Origin of the sequence: Flavobacterium shii (genome assembly GCF_025847235.1) — a bacterium.
Classification (GTDB): Bacteria; Bacteroidota; Bacteroidia; order Flavobacteriales; family Flavobacteriaceae; genus Flavobacterium; species Flavobacterium shii.
This window is the reverse complement of sequence record NZ_JAOZEW010000012.1, coordinates 1-18514: the sequence shown is the minus strand read 5'-3', so window position 1 is coordinate 18514 and position 18514 is coordinate 1. Positions and strand designations below refer to the sequence as shown.

The 18514-nt window shown below is 32.4% G+C and carries 19 protein-coding genes; 11 read left to right on the top strand and 8 right to left on the bottom strand.

The genetic code is table 11. From position 1 onward, the window contains the following. The first annotated feature begins 15 nt into the window (after positions 1-15). From OIU83_RS12135 to OIU83_RS12125, 3 genes are all read left to right on the top strand, one after another. The gene (locus OIU83_RS12135) at positions 16-2256 is read left to right on the top strand and encodes a M1 family metallopeptidase (protein ID WP_264206525.1); all 2241 of its coding nucleotides are present in this window, start codon (positions 16-18) and stop codon (positions 2254-2256) included. Between the two features lie 109 nt (positions 2257-2365). Next, the gene (locus tag OIU83_RS12130; protein ID WP_264206524.1) at positions 2366-2692 is read left to right on the top strand and encodes a Sec-independent protein translocase subunit TatA/TatB; all 327 of its coding nucleotides are present in this window, start codon (positions 2366-2368) and stop codon (positions 2690-2692) included. Then, positions 2692-3255, top strand: coding sequence for a phosphatase PAP2 family protein (locus OIU83_RS12125; protein ID WP_264206523.1), 564 nt, complete (start codon positions 2692-2694; stop codon positions 3253-3255). The genes OIU83_RS12130 and OIU83_RS12125 overlap by 1 nt, the downstream gene beginning before the upstream one ends. A 115-nt stretch (positions 3256-3370) precedes the next feature. On the opposite strand, the gene OIU83_RS12120 is transcribed toward OIU83_RS12125, so the two are convergent. From OIU83_RS12120 to OIU83_RS12095, 6 genes are all read right to left on the bottom strand, one after another. Next, positions 3371-4090 (bottom strand): phytanoyl-CoA dioxygenase family protein, encoded by a 720-nt coding sequence (locus OIU83_RS12120; protein WP_264206522.1) that lies wholly within the window; start codon positions 4088-4090, stop codon positions 3371-3373. Between the two features lie 38 nt (positions 4091-4128). Further along, complete coding sequence (locus OIU83_RS12115) at positions 4129-4770, bottom strand: O-methyltransferase (RefSeq protein WP_264206521.1); 642 nt, start codon at positions 4768-4770, stop codon at positions 4129-4131. A 109-nt stretch (positions 4771-4879) separates the two neighbouring features. Further along, positions 4880-5203, bottom strand: coding sequence for a hypothetical protein (locus OIU83_RS12110; RefSeq protein ID WP_264206520.1), 324 nt, complete (start codon positions 5201-5203; stop codon positions 4880-4882). 260 nt (positions 5204-5463) lie between these two features. Continuing rightward, positions 5464-6018 (bottom strand): YceI family protein, encoded by a 555-nt coding sequence (locus OIU83_RS12105; protein ID WP_264206519.1) that lies wholly within the window; start codon positions 6016-6018, stop codon positions 5464-5466. 4 nt (positions 6019-6022) lie between these two features. After that, a complete protein-coding gene (locus OIU83_RS12100) occupies positions 6023-7435 on the bottom strand; it encodes a hypothetical protein (RefSeq protein ID WP_264206518.1) in 1413 nt (470 codons plus the stop codon). A gap of 7 nt (positions 7436-7442) precedes the next feature. Further along, on the bottom strand, positions 7443-8009 hold the full coding sequence (locus OIU83_RS12095) for a YceI family protein (RefSeq protein ID WP_264206517.1): 567 nt from the start codon (positions 8007-8009) through the stop codon (positions 7443-7445). A gap of 344 nt (positions 8010-8353) precedes the next feature. On the opposite strand from OIU83_RS12095, the gene rlmN reads away from it, so the two are divergent. From rlmN to dnaG, 6 genes are all read left to right on the top strand, one after another. After that, on the top strand, positions 8354-9406 hold the full coding sequence (gene rlmN / locus OIU83_RS12090) for a 23S rRNA (adenine(2503)-C(2))-methyltransferase RlmN (protein WP_264206516.1): 1053 nt from the start codon (positions 8354-8356) through the stop codon (positions 9404-9406). 102 nt (positions 9407-9508) lie between these two features. After that, positions 9509-10486, top strand: coding sequence for a polyprenyl synthetase family protein (locus OIU83_RS12085; protein ID WP_264206515.1), 978 nt, complete (start codon positions 9509-9511; stop codon positions 10484-10486). Between the two features lie 259 nt (positions 10487-10745). Continuing rightward, entirely contained in the window at positions 10746-11306 is a 561-nt protein-coding gene (locus tag OIU83_RS12080) for an RNA polymerase sigma factor (protein ID WP_264206514.1), read from the top strand. Further along, on the top strand, positions 11293-12024 hold the full coding sequence (locus OIU83_RS12075) for a hypothetical protein (protein ID WP_264206513.1): 732 nt from the start codon (positions 11293-11295) through the stop codon (positions 12022-12024). The genes OIU83_RS12080 and OIU83_RS12075 overlap by 14 nt, the downstream gene beginning before the upstream one ends. Before the next feature lie 54 nt (positions 12025-12078). Further along, a complete protein-coding gene (locus OIU83_RS12070; protein WP_264206512.1) occupies positions 12079-13119 on the top strand; it encodes a hypothetical protein in 1041 nt (346 codons plus the stop codon). A gap of 128 nt (positions 13120-13247) precedes the next feature. Then, entirely contained in the window at positions 13248-15317 is a 2070-nt protein-coding gene (gene dnaG, locus OIU83_RS12065; RefSeq protein ID WP_264206511.1) for a DNA primase, read from the top strand. On the opposite strand, the gene OIU83_RS12060 is transcribed toward dnaG, so the two are convergent. Then, positions 15314-15943 carry a LuxR C-terminal-related transcriptional regulator gene (locus OIU83_RS12060; protein ID WP_264206510.1) on the bottom strand — a complete coding sequence of 210 codons (630 nt, stop codon included), beginning with the start codon at positions 15941-15943 and terminating at the stop codon, positions 15314-15316. The genes dnaG and OIU83_RS12060 overlap by 4 nt on opposite strands. Before the next feature lie 93 nt (positions 15944-16036). Beyond that, complete coding sequence (gene nadE, locus OIU83_RS12055) at positions 16037-16843, bottom strand: NAD(+) synthase (protein WP_264206509.1); 807 nt, start codon at positions 16841-16843, stop codon at positions 16037-16039. 100 nt (positions 16844-16943) lie between these two features. Here nadE and gldB point away from each other — a divergent pair, with 100 nt between their 5' ends. Together gldB and gldC are read left to right on the top strand one after the other, a co-directional pair. Continuing rightward, the gene (gene gldB, locus OIU83_RS12050) at positions 16944-17900 is read left to right on the top strand and encodes a gliding motility lipoprotein GldB (protein WP_264206508.1); all 957 of its coding nucleotides are present in this window, start codon (positions 16944-16946) and stop codon (positions 17898-17900) included. Then, positions 17900-18244: a gliding motility protein GldC gene (gene gldC, locus OIU83_RS12045; RefSeq protein WP_264206507.1), complete on the top strand. Its 345-nt coding sequence runs from the start codon at positions 17900-17902 to the stop codon at positions 18242-18244. The genes gldB and gldC overlap by 1 nt, the downstream gene beginning before the upstream one ends. Positions 18245-18514: the final 270 nt, after the last annotated feature.

The window sequence follows — 18514 nt, the reverse complement described above, 5'->3', positions numbered from 1 at the left end:
CTCCAAAAACCAGTTATGAAAAGAATTACAATTTTATTGTTTTTTCCTGCTATTTTATTTGCACAGGAAAAAGCTACTACACCCACCAGACAGCAAGGGAAGTACGATACTAATAAATTTAGTCAAATGTACGATTTGTTGGCAACTCCCAATATGTTTCGTACAGCATCCGGAGCTCCGGGACCTGCATATTATCAACAACAAGCCGATTATAAAATAGATGTTGAACTAGATGATAAAAGTGCAAGATTAAATGGTTCGGAGACAATTACATATTCTAATAATTCTCCAGATAATTTGGAGTATTTGTGGGTGCAATTAGACCAGAACCAGGCTAAGAAAAACACGCAATCTACATTGGCAGAAAGCGAAAAAATTAGTCAGGTATTACCTTTGAATGGTTTTTCGAATAAATATTTAAAGGAAGGATTGGCTCGAGGTTTTAATATCGATTATATAAAAGACGCAAAGGGTAATCCAATGTCTTATACGGTTAATGAAACCATGATGAGAATCAATTTGGCTACGCCTTTAAAAGCGGGTGAAAAAATTACATTCTCTATCAAATGGTGGTATAATATCAATAATTACAGACAAGATGGAGGGCGTTCAGGATATGAATTGTTCGAAAAAGATGGAAACAGATTGTATGTAATTGCGCAATTCTATCCAAGAATGGCAGTTTATAATGATGTAGAAGGTTGGCAGAATATGCAGTTTTGGGGAGCAGGAGAATTTGCTTTACCATTCGGGAATTTCGATGTAAATATTACAGTACCTGCAGATCATGTGATGGAAGCTACGGGGGAATTGATGAATAGGAGTGAAGTATTTACTCCGGAGCAGGTAAAAAGATATGAGCTTGCTCAAAAATCATACGACAAACCTGTGGTAATTGTTACTCAGGAAGAAGCAGAGGTAACTGAAAAAGGATTTTCGGAAAAGAAAAAAACATGGAAGTTTAGTGCTAAAAATGTTCGAGATTTCGGAATTGCAACTTCTAGAAAATTTATTTACGATGCAATGGCCGTAAAGCTTGGTGATAAAACTGTTATGGCAGCTTCGGTATATCCAAAAGAAGCAAATCCACTTTGGGGAGAAACTTCAACGATAACAGTTGCGCATACCTTAAAAAGTTATTCTTCACACACATTTGATTACCCTTATCCAAAAGCGGTTTCTGTTTCGGCAGAAGATCAAGGAATGGAATATCCAATGATTTGTTGGAATTTTGGACGTCCGGATGAAAATGGAGTTACTAGTAAAGAAATGAAAAACGGAATGATTGGTGTGGTAGTTCACGAAGTGGGACATAACTTTTTTCCAATGATAGTAAATTCCGATGAGCGTCAATGGAGTTGGATGGACGAAGGTTTAAATTCTTTTTTGGAGTATTTGGCTGAGCAAGAATTAGATCCTAATTTCCCTTCAAGACGTGGTCCTGCCAAAAATATTGTTCCTTATATGAGTGGTGATCAGAAAGCATTGGAACCAATTATGTCTAATTCTGAGACTATTATCCAATTTGGAAATAATGCATACGGAAAACCGGCAACGGGTCTTAATATTTTAAGAGAAGTGGTTATGGGGAGAGAATTGTTTGATTATGCTTTTAAAACATATGCAAACAGATGGAAGTTTAAACACCCAACTCCAGAGGATTTCTTCAGAACTATGGAGGATGCTTCGGCTGTCGATTTGGATTGGTTCTTTAGAGGTTGGTTTTACTCAACAGATTTTGTAGATATCGGGATCAAAGAAGTGAAACAATATTATGTTAGTGAAACTGCAACAACAGATTTAAAAGATGTTAAGGTTAAAAAAGGACGTTTTGGTGTTGAAAAAGGACCGTTTGTATATTTAATTCCTAGTGATAATAAAGAATTAAATGCGTCTAATAAGAAGGCATTGAAGATTGATGATGTAAAGTTATTGTCTGATTACATTGCACAAACTTTTACAGCAGAGGAAAAAGCGAATTTAAAAACGCCTAAATATTTTTACGAAGTAGAGTTTAATAAGCCAGGCGGAATGATTATGCCTATTCTTGTTGAAATTACGTATGAAGACGGAACAAAAGAAAATTTTAAATACCCAGCACAAATCTGGAGAAAGAATAATGATACGGCTAAGAAAGTGTATGCGACTGAAAAAGCTATAAAAAGTATCCAAATTGATCCAAAATTACTTACTGCCGATATTGATGTAACTAATAATACATGGCCAAAAGTAGAAGAAAAATCAAAATTTGATTAAATTGTAGATTATGGAAGAGACTCGTAAAAGAGTCTCTTTTTTTTAAGGAAATTTTAAAACACTCAGCTACAAAATTTAATATCTTTGTAGCACATAAAATAAAAAAGATATGTTTGGTATAGGAGGAGGAGAATTAGTTTTTATACTATTTGTAGTACTTATGCTTTTTGGTTCTGATAAAGTGCCTGAAATTGCTCGTACAATGGGTAAAGCAATGGCACAACTTAAAAATGCTACAAACGATATAAAAAGCGAAATCCAAAAAGGAGCTGAGGCAAATGGTTTTGATGCAAAATCATTGGATAATATTACAGGTAATATTAATTCTGAAATAGAAAAAGCTAAAACTAATTTGTTGGGTGATGCTTCTACACAATTGGAAAAAACAAAAGAAGAAATTGATACTATTACAGGCCCTATAAAACGTCAGATATAATGCTTGAAAAAATACAAGAACTCGATACTAATTTATTTGTATATCTTAACGGATTAGGCTCTGAAACCTATGATAATCTTTGGTTAATAATTACAAAACAAGTAAATTGGATTCCCCTTTTTTTATTGTTGTTTTATTTTATCTATAAAAAATTAGGAACAAAACAAACCTTGTATTTATTGCTTTTTATAGCGATTTTAATAACTTGTACAGACCAATTAACAAATTTGGTTAAAAATAATGTGCAGCGTTTAAGACCTTGTAATAATCCGGATATTAAATCATTTATTCGAATCGTACAAAGCCGAGATTCATTCAGTTTTTTCTCAGGACATGCAGCCAATACAATGGCGGTAGCTACTTTTTTATATCTATTGCTTAATAAGTACTTCAAATATTTTGGATTGATATTTTTATGGCCATTAATATTTGCTTATAGCCGTATTTATCTAGGATTGCATTATCCGTTGGATATTCTTTGCGGGTATTTAGCAGGAGCAACAATGGGATTTCTAATCTATAAAATATATCAAAAGGTAAGAGCTAGGTATTTTCCAGTATAAAATTCGGGAGCTTTTTCCAGCTGTACACTCTATCTTTTCCTGGCTAAAGGAGCTAGAAAAAGGATGCCGTTTCCATCTGGGCTAGAATTGCCCTTAAGAATTTAAAAAGTTTATATTAATTAAGCTTCGTTTTCTCGCTCCATTCTAATCCGTCTGGTAATTCGGTATTGCTAAATTCAATATGGATAACTCGTCTTCTTTCGTTATTTGTTGTTTTATTTGAAGCATGAAAAAGTAATGGTTTCATGATCATTACTCCGCCTTTTTCGACTTCACAAATCGTTTCTTTTTCTTTCTTTATTTCTATATTTTCGATTCTTTGAATTCCTTTTGAATGGGAGTTATTGATTACTTTTAAAGCACCATTATCTTTCGTTGTTTTGTCGATATGTATCCTAATGGTGAAATTGTTTTCAAGAATTTCTTTTGGTGGTTGTACAGCAAATTGATTTTGTTTGGTAGTCCAATTTTCGAAATTTTCTATTTCTAATTTTTTATCAACCGAAATTGTCAAATCCTGATGGTAAGCAACGAACCAATTTGATTTTTCGGGTTTGTCAAAATAGATTGATTTAGTTATAAAATAATTCTCATCAAAGATTGATTTTATAATATCCTTTAAATTCTCATTAAAAATATAATCTAATGTTTCAGGGATTTCCTTGTGAAATTGTCTAATAGCAAATAGATCTTCAGATTTCCTAAATGTTGTTTTATCTGTTTTATTTTTAGTAACGTTTTCAATTATCGAAATCAGTTTTTTAATTTCGTTTTCATCGTAAACATTGTCTATAATTACAAAGCCCTCTGAGTTTATTTCATTGATGTATTCCATATTCAACTCTGTTTTGATCTAGTATGTTGGCTGAAAAATTATAACACTCGACTTACGGTTAAACCATCACGAATAGGTAGTAAAACAGTTTCTACCCTTGGATCATTCTTTAAAAGTAAGTTGTATTCTAAAAGCACTTTTGTACTAATGTCATTTGGTTGTAATGGTTCTAAGACTTTACCGCTCCACAAGACGTTGTCAGATAAGATAATACCGCCTTTATTCATTTTAGGAACAATCAATTCGTAGTAATTAAGATAGTTTTCTTTGTCGGCATCAATAAAAACCAAATCAAATTTCACATCTAATGTTGGGATAATAGTTATTGCTTCGCCTAGATGTTGAAAGATTTGCTTTCCCCAAGGAGATTTGTCAAAATGTTTTCTCTGAAAATCGATTAACTCTTCTTTAATGTCAATTGTGTGTAATTGCCCATTTTCCTGCATTCCTTCACACAAACATAAAGCCGAGTATCCGGTATAAGTTCCAATTTCAAGAATGTTTACAGGTCGGATTAATTTCGATAACATGCTTAAAACACGTCCTTGAAAATGACCGCTTAACATTCGTGGTAAAAGGATTTTTTGGTATGTTTCTTTATTTAAACGAACCAGTAATTCAGGTTCTTTTTCAGAGTGTTGTTCGATGTAGTCTTCTAAGTCTTGTGAGATGAAATGCATTTTTATACTATCTAAGTTTTGAAGACAAAAATACAAAATATCTGCTATATTTTTTGGCATAAAAAAAACCATTCGACTTAACGAATGGTTTTTTTATGGGTAAAAAAAATTATTTTTTCAATGCGTCATTTACTTCTTTAGCTGTTTTTACAGTTCCGTCTTTGGCAGCTTTAGCAGCCTCTTCTGCTTTTTTAGCAGCTTTATCGGCAGCCTCTTTTACGTCATCTGCAGCTTTTTTGGTTGCGTCTTTTACGTCCGTAGCAGCATCTTTGGCTTTGGTTACTGCAGTGTCTTTCACTTCTTTTATGTCGCTTGCAAGTGAATCTACTTTGTTTCCTATTGTAACTTCATCAGCTTTCGCGTCTTTTTTACAAGATTGAACAGTTAAACTCAATACGGCAACTAATGCTAAACTTAAAATTTGTCTTTTCATAATTTTAATTATTTGGGTTTGTAATTAGGTTACTGATCCTTGATTATTGTTTTGTGACAATGACATCTTTTACAAATCTACTGAATTAGAAATAAATACGGTACAATTATCCTACTTTTATTATGCAAATATTTTAAAAATAACGATAATTTTTTTGTTTAAATAAGAAGATGAAGACGATTTTGAATCGATTTGCTAAACTAGCAAATTAGAGTTAAGAATAAAAAGCAAATTAATATAGAGAAAGTAATGTTAGGTATTCAATTTTTGTATAAACTAAAACTTATATTTATTTCGTCCTTTACTTTTATAAGTCCTGCCATTTTTACTGGTGCTTTAAGTCCAAGGTCTGTAAATGTTAGATTAATATTTCCTTCAATTTTATTATTTGTCTTGTTTAGTAGTATGAAGTCTTTGAATTTTAAAGTTTTATTTGCAATTACAAATGTAAGATCACATTTATAATTTTTTGAAAATGATTTTAGGTCAGAAAAAGTAACGTAACTATTAGGGAATTCATCCGATTTTACGGTTTTTAATAAATCCTTGGTCATCATCTTGTTTCCGCAATCAAAGGTAGACATCGGGATTTCTACTTTTGCGCTATTTTTTTTATTTAGATAGAAAAAAATAGTGTCTTTTTTAGAAAACATATTGGCGCAATTGTATTTGCCTACCGTTGAGATTCCGTCAATTTGAATCTCTATTTTATTGATTTTTAATATAAGATCATCGTTGAAATAATTTGGTTTAGCACTTCCCAAAAAAAAGGAAAGTACTAAACCGATTACTGTTATTGTTGTTGTGATTCGCATCTCATTAGAATGTAATTACAGCTTCGAACATTATTCCTTTGAAGTTTCCACCAAAGAAATCATTAGGTGTTACTCCATTAAATTGAGAATAGTTTTTGTAGTTTTGATCGACATATTCTACTTTTGCTAAAATATTTTTTGTCATGAACCAACCCGCAGCTGCTTCAAATCTATTTATTTGAATTGCTTGAGCATTTGCATTAGCAAGTTTTCCATCTACCAAATTATATTTTCCACCTACATAAAATTTTTCTCCTTCACCAAAACGGTATACTATATCTCCAACGTATTGATTTACTTTACGAGTTGCATCCGTTCCTTTAAAATCTCCTCCAGAAGTAAATTCTAACGTTCCAAAAAACTCAAATCCTTTGTATTTTATAAATGGATTTATCATGTATGATGTTGCCCAGTTCCCGTATCCAGGATTAAATCTCCCAGTATCTTTATTTGCCATTGGGTCAAAATTATCTGCTACAGTAGTTTTTTGACCAGCGACAGTAGAAGGAATTGGGTTTCCAGATGCATCAAGTATATTATAGGCAGAGTGAGTCATAACTCCGTAAAAACGGCTACCTGCTCTGTCTGAAGAGTATAAATTACCGCTAGAGTTTGCCGTGTGATACAATGATCCTGTAAGTCTGATTCTTAAATCCTGATCAATTTGCTTGTCCCATCCTATTTTGGCAATTATTGAAGGGCTTACAGTTGTGTTAATGTCAGGTTTTGTATCAGTAGGAGTTGCAGGTTTGATTTCTTCAACGCTTTGATTTAGTTTTGAATTTGTAACACCAATCATGCTTATGAATCCTGATCTGTTATAGTATATTTCAGCACCCATTTCGGTAATAAAAGCATCCATAATATTATTCCCTACAAAAGGATTCATAAGTGCGTTTCCGTTGTCAGACCTTCTAAAGTGGGCGTCACCATAATTGTTTTCCATTTGCCCAATCTTGATGGTTGTATATTGCATGAAGTCGGCTAAGAAGTCTTTTTTGATAAAATCTAATTTGTCGATTTGCAAGTAACCACCTTTTACCCAAGTTTCGTTATGATGCCTTGATGCAAGATATACATCTAAATTCACGCGTACACCATCATATAATTGAGCTCCAATTGTAAAATTTGCATTTGGTAAATTAAAATTGTTCTGTAAATTGTTTAATCTGTAATCCGGAGCTGTAGCTAAGTTTCCTTGGTCATTAAATGAATTTACTCCTTGAAATTGTAAGGCAAAAGCAGCTCCGATGTCAATGCTAATTCCTTTGTATGCAACAGTATCTTTTTTTACATCAAATTGGTTGATCCCTTTTTGATTTCTGGGAATTTGGTTTTGGATGTGTCCAAAGCCTACTTGTGCCGTTGCTGTAGTAATACTTAGTATTGCAATTGCTAATATGTATATTGATTTCATAGTTGTCTTAATTAAAGTTTAAATTGAATTTTATTGTTAAGTTTTCTCCAGTTTTAATGGTTCCTAGTAATGCAGTTGGAGATTTCATTCCAAAATCTGTAAAAGTGATTTTGTTAGATCCTTGTAGTGTTACAGCTTCTTTGGTAACTGAAGTTTTTACTTGTGTTTTTAATACTTTGCTTACTCCGGCTATGGTATAAGTTCCAGTAAGTTCCCATGTAGTTTCGTTAATTTTTTCGGCAGATTTTAAAACATATTTAATGTTTTTGAATTTGTCTGTTTTTAAAGTTTTGTATGCTACTTTATCCATACTTGTTTTTTCGCTTTTAATGCTTTCTGCAGGTAGGGTAATATCAATACTATTGATACTTGTCAATCTAGAATCTGTGATTGTAAAATTTGCTGTTCCTGTTTTGGAGTCAGATTTCATTTCCCAATCATGCATTGTTGATGTTCCTGATACAGAGAAATTGGTTTTTGCATCTAGCGTGAAGTTTTTTTGAGCGCTTGAGGAGAATATAATTCCGAAGAATAATAGTGTTGAAAACAGTAATTTGATTTTTGGAGATTTCATGTTCTTGTATTTAATTATTATTAATTTATTCTGACTCGTTGCTCTAGTATTATGTTTTTTAGCAACTAATCGTGGTATTTATTTAAGTCAAATTTATTACCTATAAACCGTTTGAGGTATGATATAAATCATTGTTAAAATTATATTAAAGCCCTATCTATGACTACAACGATGTAGCATAAGGGGTTTTTATTGGGTGTAAGAAGTATTGGGGATTTATTTGTTTGAAGAAGAAGAAAATCATGTTTTTTAATTAATATGATCGCTTGGGTTTTATATGTAATAAATGTTTAATTATAGCGTATGATCGATTAAAATCAGCAAATACTTAGTAACTTTGCACCATGCAAATGGAGAAAAAAGATATACGAGCCTTATCAAAAGAGCAATTGCGCGATTTTTTTGTCGCAAATAATGATAAAGCTTTTCGCGGAAACCAAGTTTATGAATGGTTATGGAGTAAAGGAGCACATAGTTTTGAGGATATGACAAATGTTGCCAAAACAACGCGTTCTATGCTCGAAGATAATTTTGTTATCAATCATATTAAGGTCGATACAATGCAACGCAGTAGCGATGGTACTGTAAAAAATGCTGTTCGTTTACATGACGGACTGGTTGTAGAATCGGTTTTAATTCCTACCCAAACAAGAACTACAGCTTGTGTTTCCAGCCAGGTTGGTTGTAGCTTAGACTGTAATTTTTGCGCTACAGCACGATTAAAAAGAATGCGAAATCTAGAGCCTGCAGAAATTTACGATCAGGTAATAGCTATAGATAAAGAAAGTCGTTTGTATTATAATCATCCTTTATCGAATATTGTTTTTATGGGAATGGGCGAACCGCTAATGAATTATAACAATGTCATGAAGGCGATTGATATGATTACTTCTTCGGAAGGTTTAGGAATGTCTCCTAAACGTATTATGGTATCGACATCGGGAATTCCAAAAATGATTAAGAAAATGGCAGATGATGATGTGAAATTCAAATTGGCAGTTTCATTACACTCTGCAATTGATGAAATCCGTTCTCGAATCATGCCTTTTAGTACAAACTTCCCTTTGGCAGATTTACGGGAATCATTAGAATATTGGTATAGAAAAACTAAATGTAAAGTTTCGTACGAGTATGTAGTGTGGAAAGGTATTAATGATGATAAAGCATCGATTGATGCTTTGGTTAAGTTTTGTAAATACGTGCCTTGTAAAGTAAACCTTATTGAGTATAACCCGATTGATGACGGAGAGTTTCAGCAAGCATCAGAAGAATCAATTAATGCGTACATAAAAGCACTTGAGAATATTGGTATTGTGGTAAAAGTACGTCGAAGCAGAGGGAAAGATATTGATGCTGCTTGTGGGCAATTGGCCAATAAAGAAGCTGAAGTGTCTTAAAATAAATAAATGTTATTCTAACTTTAAAATAATGGTATTTGGGTTCCAAATAATAATTTATATATGGAATTCAATTTTCAAAGTAGTATATTTGAAATCTAAATGAATATTACTTCTCAAATAAAACAGCCCATTTTTAGTGAAATGGAACTTTTTGAAAAAAAGTTCCATGAATCGATGACTTCAAAAGTGGCTTTGTTGAACAGAATTACTTATTATATCGTAAACCGTAAAGGAAAACAAATGCGTCCTATGTTTGTTTTTCTGACAGCCAAAATGGTTTCGCAAGGAATTGTAAACGAGCGCACGTATCGCGGTGCTTCTGTTATTGAATTGATACATACTGCAACTTTGGTTCATGATGATGTGGTTGATGATAGTAACCGTCGTCGTGGATTTTTCTCTATAAATGCGCTTTGGAAAAATAAAATTGCCGTTCTGGTTGGAGATTATTTACTTTCAAAAGGATTGTTGCTTTCTATAGATAATGGTGATTTTGATTTGCTTAGAATAATTTCTGTAGCAGTTCGCGAAATGAGCGAAGGCGAATTACTTCAAATAGAAAAAGCACGAAGACTAGATATCACCGAGGATGTTTATTATGAAATTATTCGAAAAAAGACAGCAACACTTATCGCTGCTTGTTGTGCACTTGGCGCAAAATCGGTTATTGAAGATGAAGCTCAGGTAGAGAATATGCGTAAATTTGGAGAGCTTATCGGAATGGCTTTTCAGATAAAAGACGACTTATTCGATTATAGCGAAGAAGCAATTGGTAAACCTACCGGGATTGATATCAAAGAGCAAAAAATGACTTTGCCCTTAATACACGTTTTAAACAATTGTACTTCCAAAGAAAAAAGCTGGCTTATTAATTCTATTAAAAACCATAATAAGGACAAGAAGCGTGTAAAAGAAGTTATTGCTTTTGTAAAAGATAATAATGGTTTGGCTTACGCCGAAAATAAAATGGTAGAATTTCAGCAAGAAGCACTTTCTCTTCTTGGAAATTATGTAGATTCCGAATTCAAAGCAGCCTTGACTTTGATGGTTAACTACGTTATCGAAAGAAAAAAATAATTAGATAATTTGTCACGATTTTGATTGAATTTTTAAAAATAATTAATTTTTTAAAAACTTATATTTCATTGTGTTGTGGTTTTTTGTTTGAGTTTTAAATCTTTTAATTATTGAATTTTAAAATTCCCATACAACCTTTTTTAATCTTAAAGCGTCTATGCTAATAGAAGTCTGTTTTATTTTAAACTGACGATATATAATAATAGTATTTGAGTTTATTTTTACCGAATCATTTTTTTTGAATTCTCTATTAAGTTTTATGAAAGTAATCTATTTACATCAAGAAGAAACTGAAATCATTCAGTTGGCTATCGATAATAATCGACAGGCGCAACAGCAGATATACAATCGGTTTTCTTCGAAAATGTTAAGCGTATGCCGTCAGTATATAAAAGACATACAATTGGCCGAAGATGTAATGATAACAGCTTTTATGAAAGTCTTTACAAATCTTGGAAAATTTGAAAATAAAGGAAGTTTTGAAGGTTGGGTTCGAAGGATAATGGTAAATGAATGTATCTCCTATCTCCGGGTTCAAAAAAAGGTAAAGTTTATTGAAGATGAAAATTATACCGAAGAGAGTTTTAACGGAATCGAAAGTCAATTATCAATAGATCAGATACAGTTTTTGATAGATAATTTACCAGATGGTTATAAAATGGTTTTTAATCTTTATGCTATTGAAGGATATAAACACAATGAAATTGCAAAGATGTTAGGGATTAATGAGGGGACATCAAAATCGCAATTATCACATGCTCGCAAAATGTTGCAAAAGCAAATTATTACATTAAAAAAAGAAGAAAATGGAACTGAATAAACTAGAAAATGAGTTTCGTAAAAAACTAAATGAAAGAGAAATTAGTCCTAGTGATAAAGCTTGGGACCGATTGGATGCGATGCTTAATGTTGCTGAAAAAACGAAACCTAAAAAGAAATATACATGGATGTATGTTGCGGCAGGTTTTCTAGGCTTTTTGTTGGTGTGTACTGTTTATTTCAATCAAAGAGAAACTTTAGTTAATAATCCGAAAAATGTTATAGTTGTTAAAGAGGAACAAGCGAAAGATACTATTGCAAAGCCAAACAATAGTATAGAGGATAAAATAATTTTGAAGCCTTTAAAGTCAAATGTAGTTGTTGTAAAAGAAACACAGGAAGTTCAAGAAGGAAAAAGTGAAAAAGTAAATCAAAACAGAATTAATAAAAATCAAGTAGCGGAGCGTTCAATCATCAAAGAAACCAATACAGAAAATTGGAAAAACAATCAAGAAACAGAATCAAAAAACAATCAAACTTCAATCGCAGAGAATTCAAAAAATGCCACAGTTGATCAATTACTAACAACGGCAGAAAAAACTTTGGCAATGGATAAATCTACACAACAAAAATCCAGAGTTAAGATAAATGCCAGTGATTTACTATCACAAGTAGATGGAGAATTGGACCTTTCTTTTAGAGAGAAGGTAATTAATAAGGTAAATAAAAATTACCAAACTGTAAAAGTAGCTTTAGCAAACAGAAATGTTGAAGAATAGCTATTTAATAATTAAAAGAAGAATCATCATCAATCAATCTAAAAATAAACAATCATGAGAAATTTTACCATTTATTTAGTCCTTATCCTGTTTTTATTTGTCAGTAAAATGATAGGACAGGAAACATTCGAATCAAAAGCAAAAAAGATTGCGAATAACATTGAAAAAGTCACCAAAGAAGAGAAAGCAGCTTTGAAAGAAGAAGTTGAAGTTGTGAATGTTCAGTTATCTGAAGGAAAAATTACAAAAGAAGCTGCTGATAAAAAGAAAAAAGAATTGGCAGAAGCCAGAGCAATTATAATCGAGGAGAAAGTTGCAATTGCACAAAATGAATTGAGTGATTTAGTACAACAAAAAGTAGATGGGAAAATAAAAGAGAAAGATTCTACAAAAACATACATGATAAGTTTTGACTGCAAAAGATGTGGTAAAGAAAAGGATTCAATTTATAGAGAGAAAAGAACAACTACACAATTTGTTTTTGCAGCAGGGTTAAATAATATTGTGACGAATGGTAGTTTGAAAGATTCGGATTATGAGTTTATGGGTTCACATTTTTATGAATGGGGATTTACATTTAATTCTAGAATTTTAAAAAATCATAATTTGCTTCATGCTAAATACGGATTGTCATTAATGTATAATAATATTCGACCTACAGAGAACCGTAATTTTGTTGTAGATGGTGATAAGACTGTTCTGGAAGTTAACCCTATAAATCTAGATGAATCTCGTTTTAGAAACGTTTATTTAGTTGTACCGGCACATTTGGAGTTTGATTTTTCGGGAAGTAAACATGATAGTAACGGAGGGACTTATTTTAGAACACACAGAAGTTTCCGTTTTGGGATAGGAGGATATGCAGGGATTAATGTTAAGTCCAAACAAATCCTAAAATATGATCAAAATGATATAAAAGAAAAAGTAGTATCTAAGGGGGATTATAATGTAAACAATTTCATTTATGGGTTAAGTGGTTATATGGGGTATAGAGATATAAGTTTGTATTTAAAATATGATTTAAACCCTTTGTTTACGGACAATGATATAAAACAAAACAATGTTTCATTAGGATTACGTTTAGATTTGAATTAAAAAAGTTAAGTTAGTTTTATAATGATGAGGCACTTCGGGAGAAGTGCTTTTTTTGTTTTATATAATTCAAATATCAAGTTTGATTTGTGTAATTTTACAGGCTTAAATCTTTAAAAAATAAATACGTTTTGATTTCACAAAATACCATAGATACTGTTTTTGAAACTGCTCGAGTAGAGGAGGTAATTGGCGATTTTGTTAACTTAAAACGGGCAGGAAGTAACTTTAAAGGTTTAAGTCCATTCTCGGATGAGCGATCCCCGTCGTTTATGGTGTCGCCAGTAAAAGGGATTTGGAAAGATTTTAGTACAGGAAAAGGAGGGAATTCGGTTAAATTCCTGATGGAACACTCCCAATTTACATATCCGGAAGCCATTCGGTACCTGGCTAGAAAATATAATATTGAGATTGAAGAAACAGAACAATCAGAAGCTGAAAAAGCCATAACGGATGTTCGCGAAAGCATGTATCTAGTCTCGGAATTTGCCAAAAAGTATTTTCATAATGTCCTTTTAAATACAGATGAAGGTCAGGCAATAGGATATTCGTATTTTAAAGAAAGAGGTTTTACAAATGAAACAATTAAAAAATTCGAATTAGGATATTCTCCAGAAACTTGGGATGCTTTAACCAAAGAAGCACTTGGTCAGGGGTATAAATTAGAATTTTTACAAAGTACAGGATTAACAATTCCAAAAGATGATCGCCCTTTTGACCGATTTAAAGGTCGTGTTATGTTTCCGATACAAAGTATGTCGGGGCGTGTACTTGGTTTTGGAGGCCGTATCCTTACTAATGATAAAAAAGCTGCAAAATATTTAAACTCACCAGAGAGTGATCTTTACCATAAGAGTAAAGTATTATATGGTATTTTTCAGGCAAAGCAATCTATTGCGAAACTAGACAACTGTTTTTTGGTAGAAGGATATACCGATGTGATTCAATTTAATCAGGCAGGAATAGAAAATGTTGTTGCTTCATCCGGAACAGCTTTAACCCCAGACCAGATTCGATTAATAAATAGATTGACCAAAAATATTACTGTACTTTTTGATGGCGATGCAGCAGGTTTAAGAGCGTCCATTAGGGGAATTGATTTGATTCTGGAAGAAGGGATGAACGTAAGAGTATGTAGCTTCCCCGATGGTGATGATCCGGACAGTTTTGCCAGAAAAACTTCGTATGATGATTTGGTGGCATATTTGGAAGAAAATGCAAAAGACTTCATTCAGTTTAAGGCTTCGTTGTTAATGAATGATGCTAAAAATGACCCTATAAAGAAAGCCGATTTAATTCGGGATATGGTTACGAGTATTTCTAAAATTCCGGACAGAATTCAGCGTGAAATTTATGTTCAGGAATGTGCGCGAATAATGGATATTTCAGAGCAGGTACTTGTGAGTACTTTGGCACAGTTAATTCAAAAAGATATTGCAGAAGTTAATAAAAAGCAAAAACAGGAACAAAAACCTTTTGAAGTTTTAAGAAACCAAAAGCCAAAACATACTGGGTATTCAGGAGGAGATCCAGAAGATCCAAGAAACGGACCACCTGATGATTATCCAGGAGAGCCAGGATATCCAGAACAGCAGCAAGTAGAAAAAATAGATATTCTATATGGTTTAGAACGAAAAGTTATTGAGATTCTATTGCTTTATGGAGATAAGGTAGAAGTGTTTGAAGATGTCTTCATGAAAACAAATGAAGAAGGGGAGATCGAGCTTGTAAGTGAAAAAAAAGAATATAAGGTATACCAAAGAATCTACTTGAGTTTGCAAGAGGATGAGGTAGAATTATCTAATGAATTGTTTAGAGATATTTTTAAAAATCTAACAGACTTTTATCTTCAGAATGAAAAATTTAATCTGGAGCAATATTTAATGCGTTTACAGCCGGAATTTGCTCAGGAAGTAACAGATATTTTAATGGAAGATGAAAAAGTGAGTCTCCATGATTGGGAAGGACAAAATATTTTTGCAAAAGATAAAATGGCATCTATAGGTCAATATGTAACCGAGACAATTTTGTCTATGCGTTGGTATTTGGTTGATAAGATTATAGAGGAATTAAAAAACTCTATATTATCTGAACCTAAATCCGATAATATAGAGCTTTTATCAATGGTTATGGATTACTCTAAATTAGTTAATTCGTTTTCGAAAAAATTAGGAAGAGTAATGTCTCGTTACCATGTTTAAATGATCTCTAGTGTTTTGGCTTTATTAACCAAATCTACTAAATTGGTAACATTCAATTTTGTTAGTAACCTTAACTTGTATGTACTAATTGTTTTTTCGTTAAGGTTCAAAATTTTAGAAATCTCATTGTTTTTCTTACCATCGCTTAAGTAACGCAATACTTCAATCTCTCTGTTAGAAAGTTTTCTGTACAAACGTTCGCTTTTGCTCTGTTTTGCGATCAATGCCATATTTTTACGTACGGTTTCATTGATAATAATTTTCCCTTCGTGAACTTTTATAATCGAAATCCCCAGAGTCTCTAGTTTTTCTGTTTTGTGAATGTATCCCGAAACACCAGCTTTTATAGCATTTGGAGCGTACATTTGTTCAGAAAGATTACTGAAGATGATGATTTTTGTTTTTGGAAAAGTTTTGAGAATCGATTTCACTTCAAAAATACTGGCAAGACCTTCTAATTCTAGATCTAAAATAAGAATGTCAATGTCCTTGGTTTGAAGGATGTCTTTTACCATCGTAAAATTACCTACATTTGCGACAATTGAAATGTCATCGTGGTCTTTAAAATACGACTTAACGCCAAAGTGCGTCACAGGGTGGTTGTCTGCTAAACATACTTTAATCATAGTTTTACCTTTTTAAGAATTGTTCATTTTTTTTTGGAACTGTAAAATTAATAAATAAATTCTGTAATTTATTGCAAATCAGCATAAAAATGATTATTTTAACTTTTTAGGTATAGAACACACAGGTATTGGGTTCATTTTGTGCTGGTTAGCTGTGTTTAATTTCTTATAAATTTCAAAAACGACTTTTTCTCTTCCTACAAACTCAGTAGCTGATTTTCCTAGCTCATCGGCTAACATTGCCCACTCCAATTCGTCATAACTTGCTCCTAATTGGTCCTCATCTGTTCGATTATCTCCAAATAAGCCATCGGTAGGTGCAGCTGTTAAAATTGTGTTAGGAATTTTAAGAAATTCGCCCAAAGCATACACATCGGATTTCATTAAATCGGCTATAGGACTCAAATCTACACCGCCATCTCCGTATTTTGTGTAAAAACCTACTCCAAAATCTTCAACTTTATTTCCTGTTCCAGCAACTAATAAACCGTGAATTCCAGCTAGATAGTATAAACTTGTCATGCGTAAACGGGCACGTGTATTTGCCAAAGATAAATTTACCTTAGTGGTTTCGCCATCTGTAGGAACGGCGTCCTTAAATGCATCAAATGTACTTGTTAAGTCGGTTTCTATACTTGAAACATTTGGGAAGCGTTTTTTTAATTGTTCAATATGTTCTCTTCCTCTGGAAACTTGATTTGGAGCTTGGTGTATAGGCATTTCTACACATAAAACCTTAAATCCCGTTTGGGCACATAATGTTGAGGTTACAGCCGAATCGACACCACCAGAAATTCCTATTATAAAACCGTTCACTTTAGCATTGTTAGCATAATCTTTTAACCACTCTACAATGTAGGTATTTACTTTTTCTGTTTGAATAGTGCTTTTTTTAGCCATAATAGTTTAAGTTTTAAAATACAGGAATGTATATTTGCAGAATTATATTTAAGTAGTCTTTCCTTAAAATTTTTTGCAACACAAATTTAATTAAAATAAAATGAAAATATATCGCTTTGCTTTCGCTCTATGTGTCTTTTTTTTGTCTTGTGATAAAAAAAGCAAAATTGAAAAAGCTGTAGAAGAAATTCCTGTTAATATTAAGGTGGAGCGTTTTGATAAAGTGTTTTTTGAAACCCAGCCTAAAGATTTAGCTAAAATAAAAAAAGAGTATCCTTTTTTCTTTCCTGAGGGAAATGATGATTCGGTTTGGTTAAATAAAATGCAAGATCCGCTTTGGAGAGAATTGTATACCGAAGTTCAAAAGAAATATGGGAATTTCGAGCCAGTTCGAAAAGAATTTAATAAATTGTTCCAGCATATAGAGTATTATTTTCCTAAAACTAAAACTCCAAAAGTTATTACTATAATATCGGAGATGGATTATAATAATAAGGCTATTTATGCAGATAGTTTAGTTATCGTTGCGCTTGAATTGTATTTAGGAAAGGAACATAAGTTTTATCAATTTCCTAATTACATCAAACAAAATTTTGAAGAGAAACAGATTATGCCAGATGTAGTTTCGAGTTTTTCTTCGAAAAAGATAGCAAGAATTACCGATAAAAATTTTATCACAAAAATGGTGTATTATGGAAAGCAATTATATTTAAAAGATTTGCTTTTGCCTGAGTATAGTGATGCCGATAAAATAGGGTATACTCCAGAACAAATAAAATGGTGTGAAGAGAACGAAGGATATATGTGGCGTTATTTTATAGAAAGAGAAATGTTGTACAGTGATGATTCAAAACTTACGACACGCTTTATAAATACAGCTCCATTTTCTAAATTTTACCTCGAAATAGATAATGAATCTCCAGGGCGCGTTGGAACCTGGATTGGTTGGCAAATTGTGCGCTCATACATGAAAAACAATGATGTTTCGGTAGAGCAATTAATGCAAACCAACGCTAAAGAAATTTTTGAAAAGTCAAAATATAAACCTAAAAAGTAATGTCAGATAATAAACAACAAACCTCAGAAATTAAATTTCTTATAGAATTAGATGAAAACCGTGTGCCAGAAAAATTAAAATGGTCGGCAAAAGATGGTGGAGTCGAAGCTCAGGAAGCAAAAGCAATTATGCTTTCTATCTGGGATAGTAAAGTACAAGAAACAATGCGTATTGATTTATGGACAAAAGATATGCCGGTAGATGAAATGAAAATTTTCTTTCACCAAACTCTAGTAGCAATGGCGGATACTTTCAAGCGTGCTACAGACGATGAAAAAATGTCGGATACGATGAAAGACTTCTGTGATTATTTTGCTGAAAAGCTAGAATTGAAGAAATCGTAATTGAATAAATGTTAATATCCATTCACTTGGAAAAACGCTGTAAGACTTAGGTTTTACAGCGTTTTTTTATGGAGCTCCCGAAGCCTCGGGACTGCAGTGCATTATATCTTTTATGGTTTCTGAAGTGTCGGGACCATCAGGACTAGAGAAAACCAAACCAATTGCATGAGATTTTAAAATAATCTAAAAATAACTTATACGCACTCTTTTTCTCATGAAAAAGTCTGATTCTGTTAGTTATATAACTTATTGAGACCAGTGAAAGGATTG